Raw genomic sequence first — 15200 nt, 5'->3', positions numbered from 1 at the left:
GAATTTTCGAAAATTCTTGGGTGCAGGAGGGGTGAATGACGCCAGTGCTGAAAGTGCTGTGGGAAGACTGGGCGGATCGCGCCCTTGGCCTGCCCGCCTATGAAACGCCCGGCGCGGCGGGGGCGGACCTGCGCGCCAATCTGCCGCCGGAACAGCGGGATACAGGGTTCACGCTGGCCCCGATGCAGCGGGCGATCGTGCCGACGGGGCTGCGGGTGGAGATCCCGTTCGGGTTTGAGATGCAGATCCGGCCCCGGTCGGGCCTTGCGCTGAAGCATGGCATCACCCTGCCCAACACGCCCGGCACCATCGACAGCGATTATCGCGGGCCGCTGGGTGTGGCGCTGGTCAACCTTGGGGATGCGCCCTATGTCATCGCCCATGGCGACAGGGTGGCGCAAATGATTGTGGCGCCCGTTATTCAGGTGGGATTTCAAGTGGTTGACAGCCTGACGGATACGGCGCGGGGCGAAGGCGGCTTCGGGTCCACGGGGACGCGATGATCCTTGTTCTGGCGATGGCGGGGGCGCTCTGGGGGATCGGGGCGCTGATGAAGGTGCCGTCATCGGTGCGGTTTGCCATGCTGGCGCTGCTTTGGGCGGCGGTGGTGGGGCTGCATGTGGCGCTGCCGGACGGGCATCCGCTGCGGTTGGCGACAGGCGGCGCGGCGCAGGGCTGGGTTGCGCTGGGGATCCTCGCGGCGCTGGTGCTGGCCTATCGGGCGGGGCTGCGGCGGTTGCGGGCGAAGGTGGCCCCTGCGGCGGCGCAAGCGCCGTCAGGGGCCTTTCGCCAGGCGGAACTGGATCGCTATGCGCGGCATATCATGCTGCGGGAAATCGGCGGACCGGGGCAGAGAAAGCTGAAGGATTCCAAGGTGTTGGTGATTGGCGCCGGGGGGCTTGGCTCGCCTGCGCTGCTGTATCTGGCGGGGGCCGGGGTGGGGGTTCTGGGCTTTGTCGATGATGACATGGTCGATGGGTCCAACCTGCAGCGCCAGATCATCCATGCCGATCAGCGGATCGGGATGCCCAAGGTGTTTTCCGCCGAAATCGCCCTGCGCGCGCTGAACCCGTTCATCGAGTTGCGTCCCTATCACCGGCGGCTGGACGAAGCGGCGGCGCGGGCGCTGTTTGCCGATTATGACCTGATCCTCGACGGGACCGACAATTTCGACACCCGCTATATGGTGAACCGCCTGGCGGTGGAATTGGGCAAGCCGTTGATTTCCGGGGCAATCACGCAATGGGAGGGGCAGCTTTCACTGTTTGATCCGGCCCATGGCGGGCCGTGCTATGAATGCGTCTTTCCCACCCGGCCGGCGCCGGGGATGGTGCCGACCTGCGCCGAGGCGGGGGTGGCCGCACCATTGCCCGGGGTCATTGGCGCGATGATGGCGATGGAGGCGGTCAAGCAGATCACCGGCGCGGGCGAAGGGTTGCGCGGGCGGCTGATGATCCATGATGCGCTTTATGCCGAGACGCGGGTGATCGGGATCACGCCGCGCGCCGATTGCCCGGTTTGCGACGCAAAGGGTTGAGAACGCAGGATTTACGGTTCGGATTTGGTGCAAAAGGCGGTGCCGCTGACGGTGCAGCGCGTGGTGCAGACGGCTGTGCATACGCGCGGTGCGAGATTGGTTCGTTAACCATCGGCGGAGAAAGACAGCGCGGGCTTGCGGGATTGCGCCAATCGCGGGGGTTTGGAAACCGGATACTTAGGGTTTGCCCCTAAGACAGGCGACGAGAGCGCGGTATCCCGATGTGAGGTCAAGGGCGGGGCTGGATCAAGGGCGGGTCAGGCCTGTGCCTGCTGCTGGTCGGCGGTTTGGTCTGGCGGCGATCTGGGAGGAGAGCGAAGTGCGGCGGTCGGGGATTGGCGCAGGGATGGGGTTGGATGGACCGCGGCGTTGCGAACAGGGGGTGCCGGGGGTGCTTTGCCGAAGAAACAGCCGCCAGCGCGGCAATTGCAGCGTCGCCGATGCCTTGGCCGGTGGCAGCCACTTGCCTTTGCGCGCGGTCAAGGGAATAGTCCCGCATCCTCAATCTCTGCCGGAGTGCGACGCATGAAATTCCTGCCCTTTCTTGGCCTGATGGCCGCCACCCTGACCGCCCCCGCCTTTGCCCAGGACGTGCCTGATCTGGCCGGGCGCGAGGTGGTGGTGGTGACCGAGAACGCCTATCCGCCGCTGCAGTTTCTGGACAAGACCGGGCAGGCCGTGGGCTGGGAATATGACGCGATGGCGGAAATCGCCAAGCGGCTGAACATCACTGTGAAGTACGAAAACATCTCTTGGGATGCGATGATCCCGGCCGTGTCGGAAGGGCAGTTCGATCTGGGCATGACGGGCATCACCATCCGCGATGACCGCAAGGACAAGGTCGATTTCTCGGACGCCTATATGCGGTCGGAGATGCTGATGATGGTGCGCGGCGATGAGACGCGGTTCACCGATGCAGCCAGCTTTGGCGCGAACCCCGACCTGCTGATGGCCGCGCAGCCCGGCACCACGCCGTTCTATGTGGGTGTCTATGAGGTGCTGGACGGGAATGAGGAAAACGCCCGGATCGTGAAGTTCGAAACCTTTGGCGCGGGGCTTGAGGCGCTCAAGGCCGGGGATGTGGACCTTGTGCTGTCGGACAGCACTGCCGCCAATGGTTATGTCGCGGGGTCCGAAGGCGCGCTGAAGATCATCGGCGAACCGCTGGGGGCCGAGGATTTCGGCTTCATCTTCCCCAAAGGTTCCGATCTGGTCGCCCCGATGAATGCGGCGATTGCCAGCATGAAGGCCGATGGCACGCTGGATGCGCTGAACACCAAGTGGTTCCTCGAATACAAGATGAGCGAGTGAGCCAGTCCGTTCCTGAAAAGGGGGCCCCGGCAGACAAGCCGGGGCCTTTCGCATGACCCCGAACCCGAAACTGGAAAACGATTTTCCCTGGTGGCTGCTGATCGTGGCCGGCCTTGGCGTTTGGCTGTTCTATGAGGTCTGGGCCAATGCGGACTATGCCGCCGTGATGGCCACGCTGTCGCGGGGCATCTGGATCACGATCATGGTATCGGTCGTGGGCTATGCCGGGGCCTGCCTTCTGGGCCTTGCGCTGGCGGTGGGGTGCCTGTCGCGGTTCCTGATCCTGCGGCAGGTGTGCCGGTTCTATATCGAAGTGATGCGTGGCGTGCCGATCATCGTGCTGCTGCTTTACGTGGCCTTCGTTCTGTCGCCCTTGGTGGTGGCGGGGTGGAATGCGGTGGCGGAACCACTTGGGATGGACCCGATCCGCACGCGGGATTTTCCGCTGCTGTGGCGAGCAGTGCTGGCGTTGGTGCTGGCCTATGCGGCCTTTCTGGCCGAGATTTTCCGCGCCGGATTGCAGGCGGTGGATGAGGGGCAAGTGGAAGCGGCCAAGGCGCTGGGCCTGAACGGGTGGCAGCGGTTCCGGCATATCACATTCCCGCAGGCGTTCCGGATGATCCTGCCGCCCTTGGGCAATGATTTCGTGGCGATGGTGAAGGATTCGTCGCTGGTGTCGGTGCTGGGCGTGGGGGATATCACGCAGCTGGCCAAGGTGACGGCGGCGGGGAATTTCAAGTATTTCGAGACGTACAACGTTGCCGCGCTGATCTATCTGACCATGACCATCGGGCTGAGCCTGCTGATGCGGCGCCTAGAGCGGCGGTTGAAGGCGAAGGACGGGCGCTGAGGTGCCGTCCAGGAGCGGGGGGCCAGCCCCCCGCACCCCCCGGGATATTTGGGCAGAGAAGACAATAGGAGCGCTTCGGGGGTGGACCCGGGCGGCTGGGCTGCCTAGCTTTGTGGGCAAAGGAGACCTCATCCCATGACCAATCCCCTGCTTGCCCCCTGGACCGCCGCCTTTGGCCTGCCGCCCTTTGCCGCGATCACGGATGCCGATTTCGGCCCGGCCTTTGACGTGGCGCTGACGGAGGCGCGGGCGGCGGTGGCGGGAATTGCGGAGCAGGAGGCCGCGCCGACATTCGCCAATACCATCGCGGCGCTGGAACTGGCGGAAGGGAACCTCGATCGGGTGTCGGGGGTGTTCTACAACCTTGCCGGGGCTGACAGCACGGAGGCGCGCGAGGCGCTGATGCGCGATCTGGCCCCGAAGATGAGCGCCTTTGCCTCTGAGGTGACCAACAACAAGCGGCTGTTCGCGCGGATCGATGATCTTTGGGCGCGGCGGGATGGGCTGGCGCTGGAGCCGGAGCAGATGCGGGTGCTGACGCTGTATCGGCGGATGTTCGTGCGGTCTGGGGCGGAGTTGGAGGGCGCGGCGGCGGAGCGGCTGACGGCAGTCAAGGCGCGGCTGGCGGTGCTGGGGACGCAGTTTTCGCAGAACCTGCTGGCAGATGAGCGGGACTGGTTCATGCAACTGGCCGAGGAAGACCTTGAGGGGCTGCCGGATTTCGTGGTGGATGCCGCGCGGGCGGCGGGCAAGGAGCGGGGGCAGAACGGGCCGGTGGTCACGCTGAGCCGGTCGCTGATCGTGCCGTTTCTCCAATTCTCGCCCCGGCGGGAATTGCGGCGCGTGGCCTATGAGGCCTGGGTTGCACGTGGGGCGAATGGCAATGCCCATGACAACCGCGCCATCGCGGCGGAAATTCTGGCGCTGCGCGAGGAGCGGGCAAAGCTGCTGGGCTATGCCAGTTTTGCGGATTTCAAGCTGGAACCCGAGATGGCCAAGACGCCCGCGGCGGTGCGCGATCTGTTGATGCGGGTGTGGGAGCCTGCCAAGCGCAAAGCGATGGCGGATGCGGGCGTGCTGGAAGCGATGCTGCGGGCGGATGGGGAGACGGGCGATCTGGAGCCGTGGGATTGGCGGTTCTATTCCGAGCGGCGGCGCAAGGCCGAGCATGATCTGGATGAGGCGGCGCTGAAGCCATACCTTGGGCTGGAGGCGATGCTGGGCGCGATGTTCGGCTGTGCCACCCGTCTGTTCGGGCTGGAGTTCCGCGAGATCGCGGGGCCGTTCTATCATCCCGATGTGCGCGGCTGGGAAGTGACGCGGGCCGGCACCCATGTGGCGGTGTTTCTGGGCGATTACTTTGCGCGGTCGTCGAAACGGTCGGGCGCGTGGTGTTCGGCGATGCGGTCGCAGCGCAAGCTGGGCGGCGATCAGCGGCCGATCGTGGTGAACGTGTGCAATTTCGCCAAGGGCGAGCCGAGCCTGTTGTCATGGGATGATGCGCGGACGCTGTTTCATGAGTTCGGTCACGCGCTGCATCAGATGCTGTCAGATGTGACGCATGGGTTCATTTCTGGCACCTCGGTGGCGCGCGATTTCGTGGAGTTGCCCAGCCAGTTGTATGAACACTGGCTGGAGGTGCCTGCGGTGCTGGAGGAATATGCCCGGCATTGGCAGACCGGCGCGCCGATGCCCGCCGACATGCGAGCGCGGCTCTTGGCGGCGGGGACCTATGACCAGGGGTTCGGAACGGTGGAATTCGTGTCATCCGCCCTTGTCGATCTGGCCTTCCATGAGGGGGCGGCGCCGGCTGATCCGATGGCGAAACAGGCCGAGGTGCTGGAGGCGCTGGGGATGCCCCGGGCGATCCGGATGCGCCATGCGACGCCGCATTTCGCGCATGTGTTTTCGGGCGACGGGTATTCGGCGGGCTATTATTCCTACATGTGGTCAGAGGTGATGGATGCCGATGCCTTTGCCGCGTTTGAGGAGGCGGGCGATCCGTTCCACCCGGAAACCGCGGCCAAGCTGGAAAAGCATATCCTAAGCGCGGGCGGATCGGAGGAGGCGGAAGAGTTGTATACCCGCTTCCGCGGCCGGATGCCGGGGGTAGAGGCGCTGTTGCGCGGGCGGGGGCTTCTGGACGCCGCCTGATCATCGGGCGTGACGGGCTGGCGCCTGCCTTCGCGGGGTGGTTAATTGCGCCCGGACGCAAGGAGATTTGCATGACATTCGGCACGAATATCCGCACCTTTTGGCAGGGGCGCTGGCACGAGGGTGATGTCGCGGTGATGAAGGCCGCGGATCATGGCATCTGGCAGGGGTCTTCGGTCTTTGACGGGGCGCGGATGTTTGACGGGCTGGTGCCCGATCTGGCGAAGCATTGCGCGCGGGTGAATGACAGCGCGCGGGCGCTGATGATCACGCCCACGATGGAACCGGGCGAGATGGAGGCCGTCATCCGCGAGGGCCTGCGCGCCTATGGGCGGGACGCTGCGGTCTATGTGCGGCCGATGTATTGGGCGCTGGACGGGTCTGATCTGGGGGTGGCCCCGGCGCAGGGGGCGACGGGCTTTGCGATCAGCCTGGAGCAGGTGGCGATGCCGGCGGCAGAGTTCCAGACGACGGTAACGCGGACCCGGTTCCGCCGCCCGGTGCTGGAGGACAATGTCTGCAACGCCAAGGCGGGGTGTTTGTATCCCAACAACGCGCGGATGCTGGTGGAGGCCAAGGCCAAGGGTTTTGGCAATGCGCTGGTGGCCGATGCGATGGGCAACCTTGCGGAAAGCGCTACGGCGAATGTGTTTCTGGTGAAGGATGGTGCGCTGTTCACGCCAATCCCGAATGGCACCTTTCTGGCCGGGATCACGCGGGCGCGCCACATCGCCAATGCGCGCGCAGCGGGGATCGAGGTGCATGAGACGGTGCTGACTTTTGAGGATGCCCATGCCGCGGATGAGGTGTTCCTGTCAGGGAATTTCGCCAAGGTCACATCGGTGCGGGCCTTTGACGGGACCGAGTATCGGTCGCGCGCGGTGACGGAACGGATGCGTGGGCTCTACATGGACTGGGCGGCATCGCAGCCGGTGTGAGGGGGGCGAAATCTGACGCAGATTTCGCGCCGGAATTTGACGCAAATTCCGGGTTGCGCCGACGGGAAACGCAGTCGGGACGAGTGCGCCCGGAGTTTGCGTCAAACTCCGTCGCGGTTTTTGCGTCAAGAACCGCTCTCTTGCGCGCGGCCCTGCGCGGCCTATGATCGGGGTTCCACAGGAGTAGGACATGCGGAAATTCCTCGTCATCCTGGATGACACGCGCGAATGCCTGAACGCGATGCGCTTTGCCGCGCTGCGGGCGGCCCATACGGGCGGGGGGGTGACCATCCTGTCGATCATCCCGCCAGAAGAGTTTCAGCACTGGATGGGCGTGGCCGATCTCATGCGGGCCGAGGCGCGCGAACGGATCGAGGCGCATTTCGAGGTCTTTGCCAAATGGATGCGCGACCGGCAGGGGATCAACCCGGAACTGGTGATCCGTGAGGGCGATCCAGTGAACGAGATCCTTGCGCAGGTGAAGGAAGACCCCGAAATCGGGATTCTGGTGTTGGGCGCGGGGACGGAGAAATCCGGGCCGGGGCCTCTGGTCACGCAGATGACGCGCAATTCGGGGAACCTGCCCATCCCCATCACCATCGTGCCGGGCGACATGTCCAAGGAACGGCTGGAAAGCATCACCTGACGCAATGCTGCGGTGCAGCAAGAATCGGTGACAGGCGCGGGTATCTTTGCCAGACTGCCCACAGGGAGGACTGAACAAGGAGCATCACCATGCGCCCTTTGTCGCCCCTGCCGCTGCGCGCGATCCGGCCGCGGCCCTATTCCATCTTCCTGCCCGCGCCCTTGCGCCTGCTGATGCGGCGGGCCACCCATCCGCTGCGTTGCCGGGCGGTGCTGGCCCAGATGTATGACTATTGGGAGCCATGATCGCACTGTGAAGCGCAGATTAGAACGGTTCCAAACTTGACAGTGAGCGGGCCAAGGCGCATATCCGAGGGAAGTTGTCGGACAAGCCCCCCGGAGGTGGCACCATGTTCATCCAGACCGAATCCACGCCGAATCCCGCGACGTTGAAGTTCCTGCCGGGGCAGACCGTGCTGGAACTGGGCACGGCGGATTTCCCGAATGCGGAAGCGGCGCAAAAATCGCCGCTGGCACGGCGCATCTTTGCCACGGGCGGTGTGGCGGGCGTGTTCTTCGGCACCGATTTCGTGACCGTGACCAAGGCCGAGGCCGTGGAATGGGATCATGTGAAGCCCGCGATTCTGGGCGCGATCATGGAGCATTACCAATCGGGTGCCGTCACGATCGAAGGCGAAGGCGCAGCCGGGGGCCATGCCGAACATACCGGCGAGGATGGCGACATCGTGCGCCAGATCAAAGAGCTTCTGGATACCCGCGTGCGGCCTGCCGTGGCGCAGGATGGCGGCGACATCACCTTCCACGGCTTTGACCGGGGCGTGGTTTACCTGCACATGCAGGGTGCCTGTGCGGGCTGCCCGTCTTCGACGCTGACGCTGAAGATGGGGATCGAGAACCTGCTGCGGCATTACATTCCCGAAGTGCTGGAAGTCCGCCCCGTCGCGGCCTGATCCTTCGTGCAGCCTTGCATCCTTGCCTTTGACACATCGGCCGCGCATTGCGCGGCCGCTTTGCTGATCGGCGACCGGATCGTGGCATCAAGTTTCGAGCCGATGGAAAAGGGGCAGGCTGAACGCCTGCTGCCTCTGTGCGAGGATCTGCTGGGGGCGGCGGGCCTTGGCTGGCGTGATTTGACGGCGGTGGCGGTGGGAACCGGGCCGGGGAATTTTACCGGGGTGCGGATCGCGGTGGCGGCGGCGCGGGGTTTGGCGCTGTCGCTGGGGGTTCCGGCGATTGGCGTGACGCGGCTGGACGCGCTGGCCCATGGCCTGCCCCGCCCGCTGATGGTGGTCGAGGATGCGCGGCGGGCCGAGGTTTACGTGCAGGAATACGATGCCGAAGCGGGAGAGGCGCGGCTGACCGAGATCGCCGCCCTGCCCCATGAGACGATGATGCGGGATTTCGTGGGCTCTGCCGCGTCGCTGGCGGCAGAGGTGACGGGGGGGCGGGTGCTGATCCAGCCGCTGCCGCTGACCCATGCGATGGCCTTTATCGCGGCGGCGCGCGAGGGGGCGCAGCCGCGCCCGGCGCCGTTCTATCTGCGCGGGGCGGATGCGGCCCCGCCCTCTGATCCGCCGCCCGTGATCCTGCCATGACGGTGATCCTGCCATGACGCCCGCCGCGCTGGCCGCGCTGCATGCACGCTGCTTCACCACCCCGCGCCCCTGGAGCGAGGCAGAGTTCGCGGATTTCCTGGCCGATCCGCTGGCGTTTCTGCTGATCGAGGGGGATGCCGGGTTTCTGCTGGGGCGCGTGGTGGCGGGCGAGGCAGAGTTGCTGACGCTGGCCGTCGCGCCCGAGGCACGGCGGCGCGGGCTGGGGCGCAAGTTGCTGGCAAGGTTCATTTATCAGGCGCGGCTGCGGGCAGCCGAGACGGCCTTTCTGGAAGTGGCCATCGACAATGCGGCGGCGCGCAACCTGTATCTGGCATCGGGCTTTGGCGAATCCGGGCGGCGTAAGGGGTATTACTATGCCCCCGATGGAACGCGCAGCGACGCGTTGGTGATGGTTCGGGCGCTGTGATCGACGCTTTCCCTTGCGTCAGTCGCCAGAAATTTGATCAGAAGATCAAACTGCGGCTGTCCGCCTCGCAAAGAGGTGTTGACCCGCTTTCGGGAATCCGCCCTAAACTAGCGCCATGCGCCCCGGACCACTGGCATGGGATTCCGGCCATGGGGACGTTGAGCGACAAGAAACGACCATAACGATAACCGGGAGATTACGATGACCCTGATGAAGCATTTCCTTGGCGCCGCTGCTACGCTGGCGCTGACCGCGGGTGTTGCCGCGGCTGAACCTGCGATCATTTTCGACCTTGGCGGCAAGTTCGACAAATCCTTCAACGAGGCGGCCTTCAACGGCGCAGAGCGTTGGGCGCAGGAGACGGGCGGCACCTACAAGGAGCTGGAGATGCAGGACGAGGCCCAGCGCGAGCAGGCGCTGCGCCGTCTGGCCGAAGCCGGATCGAACCCGGTCGTGATGACGGGCTTTGCCTTTGGTGACGTGCTGGCCAAAGTTGCCCCGGATTTCCCGGACACCAAGTTCGCGATCATCGACATGGTGGTGGAACAGCCCAACGTGAAATCCGTCGTGTTCAATGAACATGAAGGGTCCTACCTCGTGGGGATGATGGCGGGTCTGGCCTCCAAGAGCGGCACCGTCGGCTTCATCGGCGGGATGGACATTCCGCTGATCCGCAAGTTCGGCTGCGGCTATGCGCAGGGCGTAAAGGCCGTGAACCCCGATGCGACCGTTATTCTGAACATGACCGGCACCACCCCCGCCGCATGGAATGATCCGGTGAAGGGCGCAGAACTGGCCAAGGGCCAGAAATCGCAGGGCGCAGACGTGATCTATGCGGCCGCTGGCGGCACGGGCGTGGGCGTTCTGCAGGCGGCTGCCGACGAAGGCATCCTGTCGATCGGCGTCGACAGCAACCAGAACTACATGCACCCCGGTTCGGTGCTGACCTCGATGCTCAAGCGTGTGGACAACGCGGTTTACGAAGCGTTCAAGGAAGGCGAAGCACTGACCCCCGGCATCAACGTGATGGGTCTGGCCAATGAAGGCGTGGGCTATGCGATGGACGAGAACAACGCATCGCTGGTGACCGCCGAAATGCAGGCCACCGTCGACGCGGCGGCGGAAAAGATCAAATCGGGCGAGCTGGTCGTGCACGACTACATGTCCGATGACACCTGCCCTGCGGCCACGTTCTGATCGGCTGACCTGACACACATGGATGCCGCGCCAATCCCTTGGCGCGGCATCTGCAATAGAACGGGACCGAAGCCGCGGAAAGACCGGCGCGGGAACAGGGGGAACGACATGGCGACTGGTGGGGCAGATGCGCGCTATGCCATCGAGCTGAAGGGCATATCAAAGGCCTTTGGTCCGGTGCAGGCCAACAAGGATATCCACATCGCCGTGCCCAAGGGCACGATCCACGGGATCATCGGCGAAAATGGCGCCGGGAAATCGACGCTGATGTCGATCCTTTATGGGTTTTACCGCGCCGATTCGGGCGAGATTTTCATCAATGGCAAACTGACCGCCATCCCAGACAGCCAGAGCGCCATCCGCGCCGGCATCGGGATGGTATTTCAGCATTTCAAGCTGGTGCAGAATTTCACTGTGCTGGAAAACGTGGTTCTGGGCGCGGAAGAGGGCGCACTGCTGGCGGGGTCGCTGTCCAAGGCGCGCAAGGTGCTGGCCGATCTTTCGCGCGAATATGAGCTGGACGTCGATCCCGATGCGGTGATCGAGGATCTGTCGGTGGGCCATCAGCAGCGGGTGGAAATCCTCAAGGCGCTGTATCGGCAGGCCGATATCCTTATCCTGGATGAACCGACGGGGGTGCTGACGCCCGACGAGGCGGACCATCTGTTCCGCATCCTGAAAGGGCTGCGCGATCAGGGCAAGACGGTGATCCTGATCACCCACAAGCTGCGCGAGATCATGGAAACCACCGACAATGTCAGCGTGATGCGGCGCGGCACGATGGTTGGCACAGTCAAGACCGCCGAAAGCAGCCCCGAGGAGTTGGCCGAGCTGATGGTGGGCCGCAAGGTGCTGCTGGAGGTCGAAAAGCGGCCTGCGGTGCTGGGCAAGGTGGTGCTGAAGGTGGAAGACCTGCGTGTTAAGGATGAGCACGGGGTGGAGCGGCTGAAGGGCATCAGCTTCGAGATCCGTGCGGGCGAGATTCTGGGCATTGCCGGGGTGGCCGGGAACGGGCAATCCGAACTGCTGGAGGCGCTGGGCGGCATTGCCAAGGCGACCGGGCGGATCACGCTGAAAGGGGAAGACCTTCCCCTGTCCGGCAAGGGTGCCGATGGGCAAAGCCGCCGCGCGGCAGGCATCGCCCATGTGCCGGAGGACCGGCAGCATCTGGGCCTGATCATGGATTTCACGGCCTGGGAAAACGTGGCCTTCGGCTATCACAACGCGCCGGAATATCAGAAGTCGCGGCTCTTTATGGATAACGACGCGCTGCGCGCCGATACGGAACGCAAGATGGCGACATTCGACGTGCGCCCGCCGATCCCCACGCTGGCGGCCAAGAATTTTTCGGGCGGCAACCAGCAAAAGATCGTGGTCGCGCGCGAGATTGAACGCAATCCCGACCTGTTGCTGATCGGTCAGCCGACACGGGGCGTGGATATCGGGGCCATCGAATTCATTCACAAGCAGATCGTGGCGCTGCGCGATCAGGGCAAGGCGATCCTGCTGGTATCGGTGGAACTGGACGAGATTCGCAGCCTGTCGGACCGCGTCGCCGTGATGTTTGACGGGCGGATCATGGGCTTCCGCGATCCGGAAACCACCGATGAACGCGATCTGGGGCTGCTGATGGCGGGCATCGCCGAGGGCAGCAAAGGGGAGGCCGCCTGATGGAACGCTTGCCGAAATGGGCGGATGTCGTGCTGGTGCCGCTGGTCAGCCTGATGCTGGCGGCGCTGATCGCGGCGCTGGTGATCCTGGCCATCGGGCAAGACCCGTGGGAGGCGATCACGGTGATGGTCAAGGGATCGGTGATGGATTCCTATGGCTGGGGCTATACGCTGTATTACGCCACCAGCTTCATCTTTACCGGGTTGGCGGTGACGGTGGCCTTTCATGCCAGCCTGTTCAACATCGGGGGTGAGGGGCAGGCGCAATTGGGCGGGCTTGGCGTGGCGCTGGCCTGTCTGTTCATCCCGTGGCCGCATTGGACGCTGGCCTTGCTGGGGGCCACCATGGCGGCGGCGCTGTTCGGGGCGGCATGGGCCGCGATCCCGGCCTATCTGCAGGCGCGGCGCGGCAGCCATATCGTGATCACGACGATCATGTTCAACTATATCGCAGCGGCGGTGCTGATCTTTCTGCTGGTCGATGTGCTGCGCCCGGACGGGCAGATGGACCCGGCGACCGCCAACTTTCCCGAAGCGGCCCGCCTGCCCACACTGAACCAGATCCCCGGCTTCAACCTGTTCTTCACATCGAATGTGCCTGCGAACGTGACGCTGTTCATCGCGTTGGGCATGGCGGTGGTGGTGTGGCTGCTTCTGTGGCGCACGCGGCTGGGCTATGCGATCCGCGCCTTTGGCAAATCCGAGGCGGCGGCGAAATATGCGGGCATCAGCCCGTTCATGATCATCATGGTGGCAATGCTGATTTCCGGCGGGCTGGCCGGGATGATGGCCATCAACAACGTGATGGGCGAGGCGGAGCGGCTCTTGCAGAACTCGGCCTCCGGCGCGGGGTTCATCGGGATTGCGGTGGCGCTGATGGGGCGCAACCATCCGGTTGGCGTGGTGCTGGCGGCGCTGTTGTTCGGGTTCCTGTTTCAGGGCGGGGCGGAACTTGGCCTGTGGACCAAGATCCCGATTGAGATGCGGACAGTGGTGCAAGGTTTGGTGATCCTGTTCACCGGGGCGCTGGATGTGATGGTGCGGATGCTGCTGACCTGGATATTCAATCTGTTCCGGGCTGGCCGGGTGGCGAAGGGGGCCGCGTGATGGATTACGCAACGCTTTTGCAACTGCTCGACACCACGCTGCGGCTGGCGACGCCGCTCTTGTTTGCCTGTCTGGCCGGGCTTTATTCCGAACGGGCGGGGATTTTCGACATCGGGCTGGAAGGCAAGATGCTGATGGCCGCGATGGCATCGGCCTCTGTCGCGTTTCTGACGGGGTCGGTCTGGGCCGGATTGCTGGCCGGGATGGGGGCGTCGCTGGTGATGGCGGGGCTGCACGGGGTGGCGTCGATCACCTTTCGCGGCAACCAGCTGATTTCTGGCGTGGCGCTGAACTTTGTGGCGTCCGGCATCACCGTGCTGATCGCGCAGCGCCTGTTTGGGCAGGGCGGGCGGACGCCGCCCTTGTCGGGTGACGCGCGGTTTGAGGCGATCACCCTGCCCTTTGCCGAGGAATTGCGCGGCGTGCCGGTGCTGGGGCCACTTTATGCCGACGTGATTTCCGGCCATCCGCTGCTGGTCTATGTGGCGCTGGCGATGGTGCCGCTGACATGGTGGGTGCTGTATCGCACGCGGTTCGGGCTGCGGCTGCGCGCGGTGGGTGAAAACCCGGCGGCGGTGGATACGGCGGGGATTTCCGTGGTGGGCCTGCGCTTTGCGGCCGTGGCGATCACCGGCATCCTGTGCGGGCTGGCAGGTGCCTATATGGCGACCGCGCTGCAAGCGGGGTTCGGGCGTGAGATGACGGCGGGGCGTGGCTATATCGCGCTGGCGGCGTTGATTTTCGCCAAATGGCGGCCCGTGGCGGCGCTGTGGGCCTGCCTGCTGTTCGGGTTCTTTCAGGCGCTTGCGCTGCGGCCTGACGTGGTCGAGGCGGTGGTGCAGGTCAAGATCCCCGTGCCGTTCCTGGATGCCCTGCCCTATGTTCTGACGGTGCTGGTGCTGGCGGGCTTTGTCGGCAAGGCCATTCCGCCGCGCGCAGGGGGGGAGCCTTATGTCAAGGAACGTTGAGGAACTGGCGGCCCTTGTCCGGTCACGGGCGGGGGATGCGCCGGTCCGGCTGGGCCTGATCTTGGGGTCGGGGCTGGGGCATCTGGCGGGGACGGTGGACGGGGTGGCGATCCCCTATGCCGATCTGCCGGGATTTCCGCACGCAGGCGTGTCAGGGCATAACCCCAATCTGGTGATCGGCGATCTGGAAGGGGTGCGCGTGGCGGTGTTCGGCGCGCGCGAGCATTACTATGAAAACGGCAATCCCGGCGCGATGCGGCCTGCGCTGGAACTGCTGAAGGCGCTGGGGGGCGAGGCACTGATCGCCACCAATGCGGCGGGCAGCTTGCGCGCCGATATTCAGCCCGGCGATTTGATGCTGCTGTCGGATCACATCAACTTTTCCGGGCTGAACCCGCTGATCGGGGAACGCACCGATGCGCGTTTTGTGCCGATGGGGGATGCGCATGACCCGGCCCTGCGCGCCGCCCTGCGGGCAAGTGCGGCGGCTGAGGGCGTGGCCCTGCCGGAAGGCGTGTATGCGTGGTATTCCGGGCCGTCCTTTGAAACGCCTGCCGAAATTCGTGCGATCCGCATTCTGGGCGGCGATGCGGTGGGCATGTCCACGGTGCCAGAAGTGATCCTGGCGCGGTTCCTGGGTCTGCGGGTTGCGGCGATTTCCACCATCACGAACATGGCGGCGGGCCTGTCGGATGAGAAGATCAGCCATGAGCATACCAAGGCCATGGCCCCGCTGGGTGCGGCAAAACTGGAACGGGTGCTGCGCCATTTCCTGCGACATCTGCCGCAAGGCTGACGGGCGTTTGACATCGCGGACAAAGGCGCGCAACCCTTTGGCCT

The 15200-nt window shown here is 64.7% G+C and carries 16 protein-coding genes; all 16 read left to right on the top strand.

Annotated features, from left to right (window positions below; translation table 11 throughout):
• The first annotated feature begins 35 nt into the window (after positions 1 to 35).
• The 16 genes from dut (at position 36) to RSE12_04705 (ending at position 15156) form a co-directional block, all read left to right on the top strand.
• On the top strand, positions 36 to 503 hold the full coding sequence (gene dut, locus RSE12_04780) for a dUTP diphosphatase (GenBank protein WRH63655.1): 468 nt from the start codon (positions 36 to 38) through the stop codon (positions 501 to 503).
• Positions 500 to 1537 (top strand): HesA/MoeB/ThiF family protein, encoded by a 1038-nt coding sequence (locus RSE12_04775; protein WRH63654.1) that lies wholly within the window; start codon positions 500 to 502, stop codon positions 1535 to 1537. The genes dut and RSE12_04775 overlap by 4 nt, the downstream gene beginning before the upstream one ends.
• Positions 1538 to 2062: 525 nt before the next feature.
• Positions 2063 to 2848, top strand: coding sequence for a transporter substrate-binding domain-containing protein (locus RSE12_04770; protein ID WRH63653.1), 786 nt, complete (start codon positions 2063 to 2065; stop codon positions 2846 to 2848).
• A gap of 52 nt (positions 2849 to 2900) precedes the next feature.
• Positions 2901 to 3698: an amino acid ABC transporter permease gene (locus RSE12_04765; GenBank protein ID WRH63652.1), complete on the top strand. Its 798-nt coding sequence runs from the start codon at positions 2901 to 2903 to the stop codon at positions 3696 to 3698.
• A gap of 135 nt (positions 3699 to 3833) precedes the next feature.
• On the top strand, positions 3834 to 5852 hold the full coding sequence (locus RSE12_04760; protein WRH63651.1) for a M3 family metallopeptidase: 2019 nt from the start codon (positions 3834 to 3836) through the stop codon (positions 5850 to 5852).
• 71 nt (positions 5853 to 5923) lie between these two features.
• The gene (locus RSE12_04755) at positions 5924 to 6790 is read left to right on the top strand and encodes a branched-chain amino acid aminotransferase (GenBank protein ID WRH63650.1); all 867 of its coding nucleotides are present in this window, start codon (positions 5924 to 5926) and stop codon (positions 6788 to 6790) included.
• A gap of 190 nt (positions 6791 to 6980) precedes the next feature.
• Complete coding sequence (locus RSE12_04750) at positions 6981 to 7436, top strand: universal stress protein (GenBank protein ID WRH63649.1); 456 nt, start codon at positions 6981 to 6983, stop codon at positions 7434 to 7436.
• 89 nt (positions 7437 to 7525) lie between these two features.
• Positions 7526 to 7681: a hypothetical protein gene (locus RSE12_04745; GenBank protein WRH63648.1), complete on the top strand. Its 156-nt coding sequence runs from the start codon at positions 7526 to 7528 to the stop codon at positions 7679 to 7681.
• Between the two features lie 104 nt (positions 7682 to 7785).
• A complete protein-coding gene (locus tag RSE12_04740; GenBank protein ID WRH63647.1) occupies positions 7786 to 8346 on the top strand; it encodes a NifU family protein in 561 nt (186 codons plus the stop codon).
• A gap of 6 nt (positions 8347 to 8352) precedes the next feature.
• Positions 8353 to 8991, top strand: a complete 639-nt coding sequence (gene tsaB / locus RSE12_04735; protein ID WRH63646.1) for a tRNA (adenosine(37)-N6)-threonylcarbamoyltransferase complex dimerization subunit type 1 TsaB — start codon at positions 8353 to 8355, stop codon at positions 8989 to 8991.
• 13 nt (positions 8992 to 9004) lie between these two features.
• Entirely contained in the window at positions 9005 to 9418 is a 414-nt protein-coding gene (gene rimI / locus RSE12_04730; protein ID WRH63645.1) for a ribosomal protein S18-alanine N-acetyltransferase, read from the top strand.
• 201 nt (positions 9419 to 9619) lie between these two features.
• The gene (locus tag RSE12_04725) at positions 9620 to 10615 is read left to right on the top strand and encodes a BMP family ABC transporter substrate-binding protein (protein WRH63644.1); all 996 of its coding nucleotides are present in this window, start codon (positions 9620 to 9622) and stop codon (positions 10613 to 10615) included.
• Positions 10616 to 10723: 108 nt separating this feature from the next.
• Positions 10724 to 12286, top strand: coding sequence for an ABC transporter ATP-binding protein (locus RSE12_04720; GenBank protein WRH63643.1), 1563 nt, complete (start codon positions 10724 to 10726; stop codon positions 12284 to 12286).
• Positions 12286 to 13392 (top strand): ABC transporter permease, encoded by a 1107-nt coding sequence (locus RSE12_04715; GenBank protein ID WRH63642.1) that lies wholly within the window; start codon positions 12286 to 12288, stop codon positions 13390 to 13392. The genes RSE12_04720 and RSE12_04715 overlap by 1 nt, the downstream gene beginning before the upstream one ends.
• Positions 13392 to 14360, top strand: a complete 969-nt coding sequence (locus RSE12_04710; GenBank protein ID WRH63641.1) for an ABC transporter permease — start codon at positions 13392 to 13394, stop codon at positions 14358 to 14360. Before RSE12_04715 ends, RSE12_04710 begins: the two co-directional genes overlap by 1 nt.
• Complete coding sequence (locus tag RSE12_04705) at positions 14344 to 15156, top strand: purine-nucleoside phosphorylase (protein ID WRH63640.1); 813 nt, start codon at positions 14344 to 14346, stop codon at positions 15154 to 15156. Before RSE12_04710 ends, RSE12_04705 begins: the two co-directional genes overlap by 17 nt.
• Positions 15157 to 15200 lie beyond the last annotated feature (44 nt).

This window comes from Fuscovulum sp. (assembly GCA_035192965.1).
Taxonomy (GTDB): domain Bacteria; phylum Pseudomonadota; class Alphaproteobacteria; order Rhodobacterales; family Rhodobacteraceae; genus Paragemmobacter.
This window is presented reverse-complemented; position numbering and strand designations above follow the sequence as displayed.

Bases quoted from the DNA above. Each gene is read 5' to 3' on its own strand.
- RSE12_04745 (WRH63648.1), top strand. From the start codon at position 7,526: ATGCGCCCTTTGTCGCCCCTGCCGCTGCGCGCGATCCGGCCGCGGCCC.
- RSE12_04715 (WRH63642.1), top strand. From the start codon at position 12,286: ATGGAACGCTTGCCGAAATGGGCGGATGTCGTGCTGGTGCCGCTGGTC.
- RSE12_04725 (WRH63644.1), top strand. From the start codon at position 9,620: ATGACCCTGATGAAGCATTTCCTTGGCGCCGCTGCTACGCTGGCGCTG.
- RSE12_04750 (WRH63649.1), top strand. From the start codon at position 6,981: ATGCGGAAATTCCTCGTCATCCTGGATGACACGCGCGAATGCCTGAAC.
- rimI (WRH63645.1), top strand. From the start codon at position 9,005: ATGACGCCCGCCGCGCTGGCCGCGCTGCATGCACGCTGCTTCACCACC.
- RSE12_04720 (WRH63643.1), top strand. From the start codon at position 10,724: ATGGCGACTGGTGGGGCAGATGCGCGCTATGCCATCGAGCTGAAGGGC.
- dut (WRH63655.1), top strand. From the start codon at position 36: ATGACGCCAGTGCTGAAAGTGCTGTGGGAAGACTGGGCGGATCGCGCC.
- RSE12_04775 (WRH63654.1), top strand. From the start codon at position 500: ATGATCCTTGTTCTGGCGATGGCGGGGGCGCTCTGGGGGATCGGGGCG.
- RSE12_04705 (WRH63640.1), top strand. From the start codon at position 14,344: ATGTCAAGGAACGTTGAGGAACTGGCGGCCCTTGTCCGGTCACGGGCG.
- RSE12_04760 (WRH63651.1), top strand. From the start codon at position 3,834: ATGACCAATCCCCTGCTTGCCCCCTGGACCGCCGCCTTTGGCCTGCCG.
- RSE12_04755 (WRH63650.1), top strand. From the start codon at position 5,924: ATGACATTCGGCACGAATATCCGCACCTTTTGGCAGGGGCGCTGGCAC.
- RSE12_04710 (WRH63641.1), top strand. From the start codon at position 13,392: ATGGATTACGCAACGCTTTTGCAACTGCTCGACACCACGCTGCGGCTG.
- RSE12_04765 (WRH63652.1), top strand. From the start codon at position 2,901: ATGACCCCGAACCCGAAACTGGAAAACGATTTTCCCTGGTGGCTGCTG.
- RSE12_04740 (WRH63647.1), top strand. From the start codon at position 7,786: ATGTTCATCCAGACCGAATCCACGCCGAATCCCGCGACGTTGAAGTTC.
- RSE12_04770 (WRH63653.1), top strand. From the start codon at position 2,063: ATGAAATTCCTGCCCTTTCTTGGCCTGATGGCCGCCACCCTGACCGCC.